Source organism: Ruegeria sp. CF3 (assembly GCF_056537365.1).
In genome coordinates this window covers 567,010-580,536 of the sequence record NZ_JBQFRK010000001.1, presented here as the reverse complement: position 1 = coordinate 580,536, position 13,527 = coordinate 567,010, and the positions used below count along the sequence as shown (strand labels likewise).

Here is a 13,527-nt window from a genome sequence, read left to right as displayed (position 1 = left end):
GCCCTAAGCCTATCACATCACGCAGTTTTTGTCACCGGCGCGGGCGGCGGTCCCGCTTGCGCGACGGTGCTGAGTCAACAGCTGGCATCGGCAGGCTTTCCCACTGACCGGGGTCAAGGCCGTCCAAAGACCAATCTCCAACACGGGCTCGGATCAGGCGCAGAGTTGGGTGCCCGACTGCGGCTGTCATCCGGCGAACCTGACGGTTGCGGCCCTCTTTAATCGTCAGTTCAACCCAACTGTCGGGCACCGTTTGGCGAACCCGGATCGGCGGGGTGCGTGGCCACAGCCATTCGGGTTCGTCAATCAGACGCGCCTTGGCGAGGCGCGTCAAACCATCCTTAAGTTCAACACCTTCCCGCAACGCCTTTAGTGCCGCTGTATCGGGAATGCCTTCGACCTGAACCCAGTATGTCTTAGGCATCTTGTGCTTGGGGTCTGATATCTGCGCCTGCAATCGCCCATTATCAGTCAGCAGCATCAAACCCTCGCTATCCCGGTCCAAGCGTCCCGCAGGATAGACACCGGGCAGGTCGATGAATTCCGAGAGCGTGCTGCGGGGCGAGTCAGAATTGGCGCGGTCGGTGAACTGCGGCAATACATCGTAAGGTTTGTTGAAACGGATGAACCAGGACATGCCCCGCCATAGCTTGCAGACCACATCTGCGCAACCTGTGGATAAGTGTCACTTATCTGTTACGTATTCGGCCTAACCAATACCCGAGATGTTGTGTGAACTCGGCACTTGTCAGAGATTTAACACGATATATAGTTAACTTAAGGCCGGGGCGGGTGTTCCCCGCTCTGATGTCACAAACGGGCAGTACAGAGCGAGGAGCGATTCTGTTATGGACGGAGACTTCAGGACCGAATTTGTCAGGGAAACCGGTGCTCTCAAGCATCATCCGGCATTGGTTTTGAACGCCGATTACAGACCTCTTTCCTACTACCCGTTGTCTTTATGGCCGTGGCAGGAGGCGATCAAAGCTGCCTGGCTGGACAGGGTGGATATTGTTGCGGAATATGACGAGGTTGTCCGCAGTCCCAGTACCGAGATCCGAATACCCTCGGTCGTTGTCCTGAAAGACTATGTAAAACCCAGAAAGCGCGTGGCCTTCACGCGCTTTAATTTATTCTTGCGGGATGAATTCAAATGCCAGTACTGCGGCAGCCGTGAAAACCTGACCTTTGATCATGTTGTACCGCGCGCTGCGGGCGGGGTCACAAGTTGGCAGAATGTCGTTGCAGCGTGCAGCCCGTGCAATCTGCGCAAAGGCTCAAAATCCCTGCGACAAGCCAGAATGTCTCTGAATAAACCGCCGCGTCAGCCGGATGCTGAGGCTTTGCGCAATATCGGTCGGAAGTTCCCCCCGAACCATCTGCACGAAAGCTGGATCGACTTCCTCTACTGGGATGCCGAACTGGATCAGCTATAAACCCTAGCGCGCGTGCCAGGCTGCGATCCAGATCAGGACCAGACCCGTCGAAATCAATCCATTCCAGCCCGCCATGGAAATCCCGAACATCTCCCACGGGATGTCATCGCAACGCACGAGCGGGGCGGACATGATCTGATCCATTAACTCTTCTGCACTCAGGCCGCCGATATCACCAGATGTGCAGGTCGATGGGCCCTCCCACCAGCCTTGCTCGACCCCAGCATGGTAAAACCCTATTCCCGCCGTTGTGGCCGCGGCCAGAGCGCCTAGTAGGGGCAGGGGGCGGACGCCCGGGAAGGCAAAGGCTAGAGCACCAAGAATCACTGCGACACCATGAGGATACCGCTGCCAGATGCACATTTTGCACGGCGCGAGCCCACCGATGTACTGAAAGCCCCAAGCCCCAAGTAGCAACGCGGCCGAGCCGGATGCGGCAACCAGAACCAGAAGTCTTTTGCGCGTCATAAGTATTTCACCACAAGAAAGCCGCCAAACAGCAGGATTATGAATAGGGTAAACATCAAACCCAACCGTTTTTCGATGAAGTCACGGATTGGTTCCCCAAATTTCCACAGCAGCCCGGCCACAAGAAAGAAGCGCAAGGCGCGCGCCAGGATCGAGGTGGCTATGAACGTCCCAATCGGCATCCCGGTCCAGCCCGACATGATGGTGATGACCTTATATGGGAAAGGCGTCACACCAGCCGCCAGCACGGCCCAGAAGCCGAAATCATTGAAGCGGGTATTGAATTCTTCCATTGCGTGGGCTTTGCCCATGGCTTCCAGAACAGGCTGCCCAAGGCTTTCGTAAAAGAATGCCCCAATTGCATAACCCAATATCCCACCCAGCACCGAGGCAACCAAGGCGACTGTCGCGATCAGCCAGGCCCTCGACGGACGTGCAAGGATCATGGGAATCATCAAAACATCGGGTGGGATCGGAAAAAACGAACTTTCAACAAAAGCCACAACAGCCAGCGCCCAGAGCGCATGAGGATGTTCGGCCAGACGAATGGTCCAGTCATAAAGGGATCGCAACATGAAGAATAAGTATCCTGGTAACCGCTGCGGCAAGCCAAACCATGCACCCGACTGACCGTCAACCTCCTTCGATGAAACATTCAGAGCAGTGGTTGTTTTTTGCCTCTGGACCTTCTCTCGGTAGGGCGCTAATCCAGTGTTCGTGGCCCAAGTGGCGGAATGGTAGACGCAGGGGATTCAAAATCCCCCGCCTTCACGGGCGTGAGAGTTCGAGTCTCTCCTTGGGCACCACAGCGACTCTGAATATATTGCTGAAGTTCGGCTTCAATACCCCGTCATCTCAAGATATCCGCGCCCTGTGTGGCTGCCTGTGATGGTGATTGGGCCTTCCCAGTATTCGAACCGGGTTCCCATCCAGGCTTTCGGGCTTATGGCATCGACTTCAACATCGATCCCGCGATCCGGCAACGACACCTGCCATTTGATCGGAACGTCACGTTGTGCCACGCGGGCGGTTTCAAGGGGTTCTAGCAGGACTGAGCCGTCAGGTAGGGGGGTCGTTTGCCCATCGGCCTCAATCCACGTAGCGGCCGTGAAATCCCCTCGATCCCCGCGCAGGCGGAAGGCCATCAGCTTGTCACCGTCGTCAAAGCTGAGCGAGAACCAGTCCCAGCCGCTTTGATCTTCGGCCAAGGGTTGCGAAGACCATTCGCGATCCAGCCAACCCTGGCCGGCGACTTCGACATCTTCGTTGGGCAGGTGGAGCGTGCCCTCGACCGAGTAGAAGGGTTGTGAATAGTAGTAGCTTGCCTGACCATCGGCGGATTTCACCGAATACCCCTCGGCCCCGTGAAACACCAATGGGCCTTGGGCCTTCAGAGTCAGATCATACCCAAAGTCTGATCCGTTTGCTGTCAGGCTGAGGGTTTCCAAATCATCGCCGCGCATGTGCCATTCATCGATCCATGCCTCAAACGGATGGGCCGTTACGCCAGCCTGTCCGACACCGCCGCGAGAGAGTCGTTCGGCGAAATAGTGTGTTTCTGGCGTTGTGAGCGCGGCATGGCCCATCCAGATCTGCGGGCTTTGCCAGCCGTCAGCCTCGGACGGTTTCAGGGCCGATCGGAACAGGGTCCATTGTATGCCATAGTCGCGACCCTCTGCGTCTTTGAGGTTTGCCGTCAGATACCACCATTCAATCCGATAATCCGGATGGGCGCCGTGATCTTGCGGAAACTGAAAGCTGTAGCCCGGTTCAGGACGCGTAAAGCCATCCGCATTGCCGCCCAACCCGGCATAACCCTGCGCCCAACCGGGAATTGGAAGGAGGATGAACAGAATGAAGGCTTTAACGTTCATTGGCAAAAACCCTCAACAGCGCAGCAGGTGGTAGGCGGAGCAATCGTAATGCGGGTAGGGCCGCTGCGAGCACGGCGGCAACCAGAGTCAGCAGGAATAAGCTCAGCCAATCAGTTGGGAACAAATACATGGGCAAGCGCCATCCGAAGGCCTGCACGTTGATCACGGCCAGCAGCACCCATGCCAATACAAGGCCCAATGGAAGGGCAAGACAAGCGGTCATCACCGCAAGCAGGACACTGCGCAGAAGCTCTAGCTTGGCCAGTTGCGCGCGCGTAAGGCCCAGCGCCCAGACCGGTGCGACCTGAGGCAGGCGCTGGGTCCACAATGTCAGCAAACTGGTGAGTATCGCGAACCCCGCAACGCCCAGTGTCAGGACATTCAGCGCTGAGGTGACGACGAAAGTTTTCTCAAAAACAGCCATCGATTGCGCTTTCATAGCGGCCTGCTGCACAACTGCCGATGGAGGCAGGTCAAATTGGTTACGCAACGCCTGTGCCAGTTCCGAGGCCTGATCCGGTGCGATGCGAATGCCAAAGCGGCGTGTATCCGTATCCGGGGCAATCTGATCCAGCATCGGCATTGCGACGATGGCCTGACCTGTCGGGTTCCCGTAGTCGGAATAGACACCTGCAATCGGCAAGCTGTGCTCGGGTGTGATCGCGACGGTATCTCCGGGCCACAGATCCGCGCGTCGTGCGAGTTGCTCGTTGATGAGTACGGCGCCGCGATACAGGACGTTGTCCCAGACGTCGGGATCCTTGGCGATCAGTGGCCAGTTGTTGCGATAGCTATCGTGATCAACAATCCCGTACAGAAACAACGGCCCGGTCTCGTGCGGCAATTCGGTGCTGCGAATGGGTAGGACAGCTGACGCCCTTGGGTCGAGCCAATCGATAAGGGCTGCGCCTTGTGCATTGTCGGCTGCGGTCACGTAAAGTTCGGAGGTCAACCGTTGATCGAGCCAGCCAGTAAAGGTGAGGCGGAAGCTTGAAACCATTGTGCCGACGCCGATATTCGCGGCGAGCGCCAGCAGCAATGCCATCAGCGCAAGTGACAGACCGGGCAATTGCGCCCGCATGTCCGCGAGCACCCATTGACCAACAGGCGTGCGGGCCCGGCGCAGGCACAAGGTCAATATCCCTGACAGTGCGAGCGGCAGCAACAAGGCCGCTCCGGTCAGCATCCCGGCAAGCAAGGCAAATCCTGCGATAAGTCCGCCGATTGTGAAATATGCGATAAAGCCCACTGCTAGCAGGGCTAGGCCACATGCGCCTGTAATCTGGGCCGAGGCTTTACTGCCACGCCAAGCTTGTAAGCCCGGCCCTGCGAGGATGGGCATGCGCGAAAGTCGCCAAAGAGCGTGGCCACTGGCCGCCAACGTGCCGCCTGTTGCCATCGCAAGACCTGCGGCGACCCATTGGGGGCGTAATGACATCTGCCCGTCGATTGTTGCCCCGTAGAGGCCGCGCAACGTGGCGGCGACATCAGGCAACAAGGCTCCAGCCAGAAAATACCCCAGGATTAACCCGAACAGGCCACCGATCAGGGCCAAGAGAAGTAATTCACCCAGAACAATCCAGATCAGGCCCCGCATGGGAAGGCCCAAAGCCCTTAATGTACGGATAGTGCCACGCCTCTGCGCGAAGGCGAGGCCGACCGTTCCGTGAACGATGAACAGGCCGACGGCGAAAGACAGCAAGCCGAAGGCTGAGAGGTTCAGGTGAAAGCTGTCGGTAAGTTGCGCGGTATCCAATTGGGCCGAGGGGCTAATGCGTTGAAGTTCAGGCGCAATTTCTGACAGAGACGGGACACCACGGGGCTGATTGGGCAAGATCACCAGACGGGAAATCTGACCGGGACGGTTCAGAAGACGCTCGGCCACTCCAATATCGGTGAGCACCAGATCAGGTGGCAGCGCGGTGCTGGAAAGCACCGGTGGGAAGTCGTCGCTAGATTGAAACAGCGGGGCCAGGGCGGGTGACATCAGCAGCCGCCCCGGAGCTGTCAGCATATCAGCTGGGTCGGGGGCATCCGCGCCTTGCTCGATCTGGGTGATCGCGGGCAGGACAGGGTAGGCCACCAAATCCACCCCCATCAGACGTACGGAACGGCCCTTGATGCGCAGCGTGCCTTCTAAGACGGCCGCCACTTGCCAACCTGCGCGCCTGAGCTCGGCGTAGCGGGAAAGAGGGATCGTGGAACCGGAGGCGCGCAGTTCGTCGAATTGTCCGATGGCAAGCTGGGCGCTGGCGCGTTCATAGCTGGCGCGCGCTTCGGCATTGATGGCTTGCACGGCCGACCACAGACAAGTTGCCAGCGCGATACCCGTCAGAAGCGTCATCAATTGCAATGGGTGTATCCGCCAATGGGACACCAGCGCCAGGACCGCAGCGCGTGTCATGCGATATGCCCGCCCGTCAGGTGGGCACGCCGGTCGAGACGGCTGGCGATGTCATTCGAGTGGGTGACCAGCAGGAGCGCAGCGCCGGTATCGGCAACCAATGAAAGCATCAGGTCCAGCACCACCGCACTTGCTGTTTCGTCCAGATTGCCCGTCGGCTCATCCGCTAGCAGCAATCGTGGTCGGATCGCCATGGCGCGTCCGATGGCAACCCGCTGCTGCTGTCCGCCCGAAAGGTTCTCGGGGTAACGGTCTTGCAATTCTCTCAGGCCAAGGCGCTCGGTCAGGTGGACAACCCAATCCGGGTCGTTCCGACCCGCAAGTCGCGCATGGATCGAGAGGTTCTGGGCAACGGTCAGCGACGGGATCAGGTTGAACTGCTGAAAGACCAGAGACAGGGTGCCGCGACGCAATTCGGCGCGTTCCGCATCATTCAGGGCCGACATGGCGCGCCCGTCCAGAGTAATCTCTCCGCCATCAAACCCATCCAGCGCCGCCACCAGATGCAATAATGTGCTTTTGCCACTGCCACTTTCTCCGGTCAGCGCCAAGGTCTGTCCCTGTTCCAGCGTCAATGAAACATCAATCAGGACAGGTCGCCCACCGGGATAGGATTTTCGAACGTGATCAATTGATAGCAACATGCAAACTCTCATCTGGTCCCGTCACAATGTGCAACGCGGCGCGCCAGTGTCCAGAGCCGAGATCGGTTCTATTCGCCGCAGCCTTACGCATCGCATGGGGTTGTCGGCAACGCGCGAAACCCCCATGCTGGCACAGTTTTCAGCGATCAGAACAAAGGCCGTTTACATGACATTGTCGCAACAAATCATTTGGGGCAGCTTCTATCTGGGTATTTGTTTTCTGATTGAAATCATGCTGCTGACATGGTGCGTTCTGGTCATCCGAAAACTGGTTGCGAAATGGGAGACGCACAGCACTATCCTTGCAACCGCAGGCCCGATCAGCGTGGCGCTGGTGTTTATCGTGCTGACCCATACGGTTCAGGTCTGGATCTGGGCGATTGTATGGGTGTGGGGTGATGTGCTGCCGGACTGGAATTCGGCCCTCTATTTCTCATTGGTGACGTTCACGACGCTGGGTTACGGCGACATCGTCTTGGGCGAAGGGCTGCGCATCTTCGGAGCGTTTGCATCGGTCACGGGCCTACTGGCCTTTGGGCTGTCGACCGCGTTCCTGGTGGCCCTCATGACGCGGGTCTTTGAAGAACGGTTCCTGAACTAGAGGATCGGTGCAAACAACCGAGCAAGCGGCGCACCAAAACGGATGTGGAACGGTTGCTGGGGCAAATCGCGGGTCAGTTCGTAACTTGCTTCAAAATCAGTTTCCAGCATCGCAGCCACTGCGTTTGCTGCGCGACGATCAAAGAACAGGGCCATCGCCTCAAAGTTCAGACGGAAAGATCGGTTGTCCAGATTGGTGGTGCCAACGGCGGCCAAGGTATCGTCTACAACAAACGCTTTTTGATGCATGAAGCCGTCGGTATAGCGAAACACACGGGCGCCACAGTCTCGGATTTCGTCGAAATAGGCAAAAGCGGCCAGCCAGGGCAGACGATGGTCGATGACATCCGGCACGAGTATTCGTACATCCACACCACGCAACGCCGCGTGCTGTAGCGCGGTCATGATGTCGATGTCGGGCACAAAATAGGGCGAGGCGATCCAAAGCCGTTCTTTCGCCTCAGAAATGGCCGCAAAGAACATCATTGCGCCGGTTTCTGTTTCGTCGCCCGGGCCCGTTGCCACCAGCAGCGCATTCATGTCCTGATCAGATTCATTTCCAGCCCAATCGAGTTGGTCGATCAGATCTTCGTTGCGCGCCCAGTGCCAGTCTTCCGTGAAGATCAGTTGCAATTGACGGACCACGTGACCGGTCATCTTGATGTGTGTGTCCCGCCAACGACCGAACCGAGGGCTTTGTCCCAGATACTCGACCCCGATGTTGTGACCACCGATAAAGCCGACATCGCCATCCACGATCACAGTTTTTCGGTGGTTGCGATAGTTCAGTTGAAACCGGAAATTGGGCCCGCGTTGTTCGCGGGGATCTGCAACATCCACACCGGCCTGGCGCAGCGTCTCAAAATAGCTGGACGGCAAGCCATAGCTACCCACTGCATCGGTCATGAACCGAACATGTACGCCACGCTTGACCGCGGCGATCAGCCGGTCCCGCACCCTTCGCCCAAGATCATCATCCCGGACGATGTAGAACTGGATCAGAACGTAATTCTCGGCCTTATCTATGGCGTCGAGAATGGCATCAAACGTAGCTTTGCCGTCGATCAGCAGCTCGGCTCCATTCCCACGTGAGACGGGCAAATGGGCCAGCGCTTCAAACGCGCGAGGATTGACTCGCATCGTCTGAGGGTCGGGTTTCGAGAAATCGGCAAAGGTCTTGATCCCTTCGACGACGCGCTCACTTTCTTGCCGAGCGATCCGGTATCCTCTGAACCGATGGTGACCGAGGAATAGATACAGCGGCACGCCAAACATCGGGGCCGACAGCAGGAACACAACCCAGCCAACCGCTCCTTGTGGTGTGCGTGCAGTCTGCGCAGCGCGAACTGCAAAGACGACCGCTACGCAATAGAGTGAAAACAGAAAAAACGAGACGAGTAATGTCCACATCGGGGCGCAGCGATCCGGGTTGCTTAGTTTGCCCCAGTGTAGATGCGGGACCAGTCGTTGGCCATATCAACAATGACCCATCCCATATCCGGGCCTTTGTCCAACCCATCGACCAGCCGTCCAATCGGGCTTTCGCGGTCGTAGGCCCATTCACGATCCGCATCAGTGTGATGGATCAAAACGCCCAGCCGTGGCCCGTCGCCTGCGGTGGTCCATTCAAGCATGGCAAAATCCCCGTCCGAGTTTCCCCCGGCAAATATGGGGCGCTTGCCGATGGTGCGCTCGATATTGATAGGTTTGCCTTCTTTATCATCGATGAAGGCGATGCCGGGGGCCTTGTTGATTACAGGCGTGCCGTCCACATTGTCATACGTGGTCTCACCATAGGTGCCCAGAATCTGTTCGGGCGGGATGCCATAGGCCTGTTCGGCGAAGACACGCATGAAATGCAGGCCTCCGCCTGAAACGATATAAGTTTTGAAATCCTCATCCCGCAGATAGCGCAACAGCTCGACCATCGGCTGATAGGTCATCTGGTCGTAGGGCAGATCGGTCTCGGGATGTCGTGCAGTGTCCAGCCAATCGGCCACCGACGCCTGAAATACTTCAACGCTGCTGCCGGAATGCGATGCGTTGACCACTTCGATCAGAGCGTCGTGCCCGCCTTCCAGAATGGTTTTCAGATCACCTTCAGCAGCCGCTTTCAACGCTGGGGTCGATAAGATCGATGGGTCTTGTTTAGCAAGCTCTGCCAGTTGGTCCATGGCAAATATGAACTGAAAATAGACCGGTTGTTCGGCCCAGAGCGTGCCGTCATTGTCAAACACCGCAATCCGGTCGACGGGAGTGACATAGAGTTCATTCGCCGGGTCGCTGACCGCGTCAACAAAGTCGATGATCTGCTGTTTTGATGCCGAGTCGGTCCAGCTGGGCAGGGGGTCTGCGAACGCCACTAAGGGGACGGTGGCTATAAACGCCGTGAGTTTGAGAAATCTCATTTAATAGCCTCTGATACTGGAAAAAGGGGCCGCGCTTTACGGCGGCCCCTGTCTTGTTTTCTAGTTCGAAGTCGGTGTGGCCAATTTCTGCATTACCTGATCCAGACTGAAGCTTGCCGCCTTCTGACGTGGTGGGAATTCTTGGAAAGTACTCAGGAAACTCGCCACATATTGCTGCGCCGGTACTAGGAAATACACCCGGTCGATCATCCAGTCGTAGTATGTGTTGGATGTCCGGTATCCACGCTCATAAGGGTCGCGGCGCAAATTCACGATGATCGGCACGCGCAGTTCCGTGAATGGTTCCATCCATGCGCGCAGGGTGGCCCATGCTTTTTGCTCCAAAAAGATCAGCTTCCAGTCGTCAAAACGCAAAGCGGACAGGTCGCCGTCATCCGTGAAATAAAAGATTTCACGGCGGGGGCTTTCAGTGGTCTCACCGGTCAGCAACGGCAAGATGTTGTAGCCATCCAGATGCACTTTGTAGTCGCGACCCATGGCAGGTGAGGAATAGCCGGCTTTCAGCTTTTCCTTGATTTCGGGGTCGCCAGCGACCGCCAGATAGGTGGGTAGCCAATCCATGTGATGCACGATTTCGTTCGAGATCGAACCCGCTTCGATCTTACCGGGCCAACGCACCATGGATGGTACGCGCCAGCCGCCTTCCCAGTTGGTATTCTTTTCGCCCCAGAACGGTGTCGAAGCGGCATCCGGCCATGTGTTGTAATGCGGGCCGTTATCGGTGGAATAATGAACGATCGTGTTGTCGGCGATGCCGAGTTCGTCCAGCAGATCAAGCAGTTGGCCGACCTGAATGTCATGTTCGATCATGCCCGCCGTGTATTCATCGGCCGGACTACCTAGGATTTCGTTGGCTGTTTCGCGCATTTCTTCCCCGACATGAGTGCGGAAATGCATCCGTGTGCCATTCCACCAGACATAGAATGGTGTGCCGTTCTGGTTGGCCTCACGAATGAACTCAACGGCAGCTTCCAGGGTTTCCTGATCCACCGTTTCCATGCGTTTGCGTGTCAGTGGACCGGTGTCTTCGATGGGGCCGCCTGCGCTGGACTTGATCACACCGCGCGGACCATAGGCCTCGCGGAACGTGCGCCCGTCGGGCAGAACCGCGTCCCCGGGATAATCTTCATGCTCGGGTTCTTCTTCGGCATTGAGGTGATAGAGATTCCCAAAAAACTCATCAAATCCGTGATTTGTCGGTAGATGCTCATCCCTGTCGCCCAGGTGGTTCTTGCCAAACTGGCCGGTCACGTACCCATGATCCTTAAGCAACCCTGCAATCGTGGGGTCTTCGATCTGCATCCCTTCTTTAGCGCCAGGCAAGCCAACCTTGGACAGTCCAGTCCGGAACACCGATTGGCCCATGATGTAAGATGAGCGGCCAGCTGTGCAGGATTGCTCGCCATAATAATCGGTGAAGATCATGCCTTCATCGGCGACCCTGTCGATATTGGGGGTCTGGTATCCCATAAGGCCCATTGTGTAGGCCGAAATGTTGGATTGGCCGATGTCATCGCCCCAAATGACCAGAATGTTGGGTTTTTGATCCTGCGCCCATGCGGGCAGTGCGACCAGAACGGCAATCGACGCTGCTGCGGTACGGCGCAGTCCGATACGCCAGCTTTCCAAGAACCGGGTTGTAGTTAACATGTTTTACTCCTGAACTTGTGGACAATTTGTCCCTGTGAACTATCTGAGACTTGTGTCCAGAATAGGATTAGTTGCAGTCGTTAAGCATTGGATATCCCGCGAAAATAGCCAGATTGCGGGATTCGTGTGTAAGTAATGTAGGCCAGTGAGCCTGATTGAAATTTATCATATGATGAAGTTTAAATATATAGATGGCATTAATTGAAACTGATCTAGACGCGCTGCAGGAAAGTTCCTGGTTCAAAACCAGATCTCCCGCCTTTCAGGATGCTCTGATGCGCAGCGCCGTGCGCCGAACTTACGGTGCTGACGAAGCTTTGTTTGTCCAGGGTGATCCCGCCAACGGGATCCACGCTGTATTGGATGGTAGTGTTAAGATCACCGTCCCCGCAGATGACGGTCAGGAATTTGTCATACACCAAGAGGGACGTGGCTTTTGGATCGGCGATCTCGCGTTGTTTGCGACTGCGCATCGGCTGATCAGCGTGGTAGCGACTCGTCCAACCGAGACGCTTTTCTTTCCGGCCCCGCGGTTAGAACGCTTGGTGCAGGATTCTCCTGACTTTGTTCGGGATTTCTACGCCTTAAGTCATGAAAACATGCAAAAAGCCCTGCGTATCGTTGCCAATCTTGCGGTGACCGGCACCGAGAAACGGCTGGTTTTGAGGCTGCTGCATCTGGATGAGGTGACATCCGATGCAGAGGGTTGGATACCGGTTTCGCAGGAAGAGCTGGCGGCTATGATTGCAGTCTCTGCGCCAACGCTTCACCGAGCATTACACAGGCTTATCGAATTGGACTTGATCGAAGGCGGGTATGGTCGGCTGAGGTTGAAAGATCGACGCGCCCTCGTCGCTAGCTGTCAAAGTTGACGGACGTTCAAGCCGAATGTTCGGTTGACGACCGATCATCCTCGCCAAGCCTTCCATCCAAAGACATCAAGATCGCGACAGGGCGCAGCGCGGGGATGTGGCTGAAGATGATCAGGATGCAGACGGTCAAAGGCACACTCAGGAACGCTCCGATCAGACCCCAGACCGTAGTCCAGAAGGTCAACGCCAAAATCACTAGGAAGGTCGACATGTTCAGCGATCGGCCAAGCATAGCCGGATCCAGAAAGTTGCCGATTAGAAACTGTAGTGTGCCGCACCCCAGAACGATCACGAGAAATGGCCCGATCGTCTCAAACTGAACCAGAGCGATCATTGCGGGAAAGATGACGGCGATGATCGAACCGATTGACGGGATGAAATTCAGGGCGAAAGTCAGCACGGCCCAGGTCTCGGCATATTCCAGACCCAGCGCTTTGAATACAGCGTAGCTGATGGTGGCGGTGATCAGACTGATAAAGGTTTTCACGCCGACATATCGCTGCAGGCTGTACGAAATCGCATCCAGAACCAAGGCCAGGTCAGCCCCCAGCCGCGGGTTGCCGGCGGCAAGCTGGATTTTCTTGCGAAAGGCCAACCGCTCGGCCATCAGAAAGGCGACATAAAGGCTGATAAGGAAGAACTGGTTAAGCAGTGATGTGGCGCTGCCCAGCAATATCCGAGCGACATAGGACATATCGATGCTGACCAGATTGTCTCGGATGAAACTTGTGACATCGTTGCCGACCAACCCGGTAATTCTATGAACAGCCCCGTCAAACTGGCTTTCGTAGGTGTTGATCGAGCGTGCAAACTGCGTGGCCTGACTGCCCAGAATGTACATGATCATGAACAAACCGGCCAATACAACCGTTACTCCCGCGACATTCGCCAACCATATTGGCACCCGCGTCACTGCAATGACCCGGTCGCTAAGGGCCAGGATCAGCACGTTGACCAGTAACGCCATGGTCAACGGCACCAGAAAGTTTGCCCCTGCATAGAGGCCAAGCACCATTAGCGTGGCCACGATCGCAACATCCCGCAATACGCTCAGTTGCGGACGCGCACGGGATGGGCTGTTTTCTGGGTCAGAGGTCATAAGATGGCCTTGGTCTGAGTGCTGCCTGGATGCGTTTTGATTGATCCTGCA

At 56.6% G+C, this 13,527-nt stretch carries 13 protein-coding genes and 1 tRNA gene; 4 read left to right on the top strand and 10 right to left on the bottom strand.

From position 1 onward, the window contains the following. Window positions 1–31 precede the first annotated feature (31 nt). A complete protein-coding gene (locus ACR0KC_RS02955; RefSeq protein WP_480704897.1) occupies window positions 32–637 on the bottom strand; it encodes an rRNA large subunit pseudouridine synthase E in 606 nt (201 codons plus the stop codon). A gap of 211 nt (window positions 638–848) precedes the next feature. Here ACR0KC_RS02955 and ACR0KC_RS02950 point away from each other — a divergent pair, with 211 nt between their 5' ends. Further along, a complete protein-coding gene (locus ACR0KC_RS02950; RefSeq protein WP_170405905.1) occupies window positions 849–1,436 on the top strand; it encodes an HNH endonuclease in 588 nt (195 codons plus the stop codon). Window positions 1,437–1,439: 3 nt separating this feature from the next. Here ACR0KC_RS02950 and ACR0KC_RS02945 read toward each other — a convergent pair whose 3' ends face one another. Together ACR0KC_RS02945 and ACR0KC_RS02940 are read right to left on the bottom strand one after the other, a co-directional pair. Then, window positions 1,440–1,904 (bottom strand): disulfide bond formation protein B, encoded by a 465-nt coding sequence (locus tag ACR0KC_RS02945; protein WP_480704895.1) that lies wholly within the window; start codon window positions 1,902–1,904, stop codon window positions 1,440–1,442. Next, window positions 1,901–2,479: a YqaA family protein gene (locus tag ACR0KC_RS02940; protein ID WP_170393003.1), complete on the bottom strand. Its 579-nt coding sequence runs from the start codon at window positions 2,477–2,479 to the stop codon at window positions 1,901–1,903. Before ACR0KC_RS02940 ends, ACR0KC_RS02945 begins: the two co-directional genes overlap by 4 nt. A gap of 145 nt (window positions 2,480–2,624) precedes the next feature. On the opposite strand from ACR0KC_RS02940, the gene ACR0KC_RS02935 reads away from it, so the two are divergent. Next, a tRNA-Leu gene (locus tag ACR0KC_RS02935) sits at window positions 2,625–2,710 on the top strand. 33 nt (window positions 2,711–2,743) lie between these two features. Here the strand turns inward: ACR0KC_RS02935 and ACR0KC_RS02930 are convergent. Genes ACR0KC_RS02930 through ACR0KC_RS02920 form a run of 3 tightly spaced genes read right to left on the bottom strand, consistent with a single transcriptional unit; the run spans window position 2,744 to window position 6,826 of the window. Beyond that, window positions 2,744–3,778: a lipocalin-like domain-containing protein gene (locus tag ACR0KC_RS02930; RefSeq protein WP_480704893.1), complete on the bottom strand. Its 1,035-nt coding sequence runs from the start codon at window positions 3,776–3,778 to the stop codon at window positions 2,744–2,746. Beyond that, complete coding sequence (locus ACR0KC_RS02925) at window positions 3,768–6,182, bottom strand: ABC transporter permease (RefSeq protein WP_480771459.1); 2,415 nt, start codon at window positions 6,180–6,182, stop codon at window positions 3,768–3,770. Before ACR0KC_RS02925 ends, ACR0KC_RS02930 begins: the two co-directional genes overlap by 11 nt. Beyond that, window positions 6,179–6,826 carry an ABC transporter ATP-binding protein gene (locus ACR0KC_RS02920; RefSeq protein ID WP_480771458.1) on the bottom strand — a complete coding sequence of 216 codons (648 nt, stop codon included), beginning with the start codon at window positions 6,824–6,826 and terminating at the stop codon, window positions 6,179–6,181. Before ACR0KC_RS02920 ends, ACR0KC_RS02925 begins: the two co-directional genes overlap by 4 nt. Here ACR0KC_RS02920 and ACR0KC_RS02915 point away from each other — a divergent pair. Then, the gene (locus ACR0KC_RS02915; RefSeq protein WP_480569791.1) at window positions 6,825–7,427 is read left to right on the top strand and encodes a potassium channel family protein; all 603 of its coding nucleotides are present in this window, start codon (window positions 6,825–6,827) and stop codon (window positions 7,425–7,427) included. The two genes, ACR0KC_RS02920 and ACR0KC_RS02915, sit on opposite strands and share 2 nt — an antisense overlap. On the opposite strand, the gene cls is transcribed toward ACR0KC_RS02915, so the two are convergent. From cls to ACR0KC_RS02900, 3 genes are read right to left on the bottom strand one after another with little or no spacing between them, the layout of a single operon-like run. Then, complete coding sequence (gene cls / locus ACR0KC_RS02910; RefSeq protein ID WP_480771457.1) at window positions 7,424–8,836, bottom strand: cardiolipin synthase; 1,413 nt, start codon at window positions 8,834–8,836, stop codon at window positions 7,424–7,426. The genes ACR0KC_RS02915 and cls overlap by 4 nt on opposite strands. A 23-nt stretch (window positions 8,837–8,859) precedes the next feature. Continuing rightward, complete coding sequence (locus ACR0KC_RS02905; protein WP_170732262.1) at window positions 8,860–9,834, bottom strand: HAD family hydrolase; 975 nt, start codon at window positions 9,832–9,834, stop codon at window positions 8,860–8,862. Window positions 9,835–9,894: 60 nt separating this feature from the next. Beyond that, a complete protein-coding gene (locus ACR0KC_RS02900; RefSeq protein ID WP_255612093.1) occupies window positions 9,895–11,505 on the bottom strand; it encodes an arylsulfatase in 1,611 nt (536 codons plus the stop codon). A gap of 275 nt (window positions 11,506–11,780) precedes the next feature. On the opposite strand from ACR0KC_RS02900, the gene ACR0KC_RS02895 reads away from it, so the two are divergent. Next, complete coding sequence (locus ACR0KC_RS02895; protein ID WP_480613503.1) at window positions 11,781–12,377, top strand: Crp/Fnr family transcriptional regulator; 597 nt, start codon at window positions 11,781–11,783, stop codon at window positions 12,375–12,377. A gap of 7 nt (window positions 12,378–12,384) precedes the next feature. Here ACR0KC_RS02895 and ACR0KC_RS02890 read toward each other — a convergent pair whose 3' ends face one another. After that, window positions 12,385–13,476, bottom strand: coding sequence for an AI-2E family transporter (locus ACR0KC_RS02890; RefSeq protein WP_170393011.1), 1,092 nt, complete (start codon window positions 13,474–13,476; stop codon window positions 12,385–12,387). Window positions 13,477–13,527: the final 51 nt, after the last annotated feature.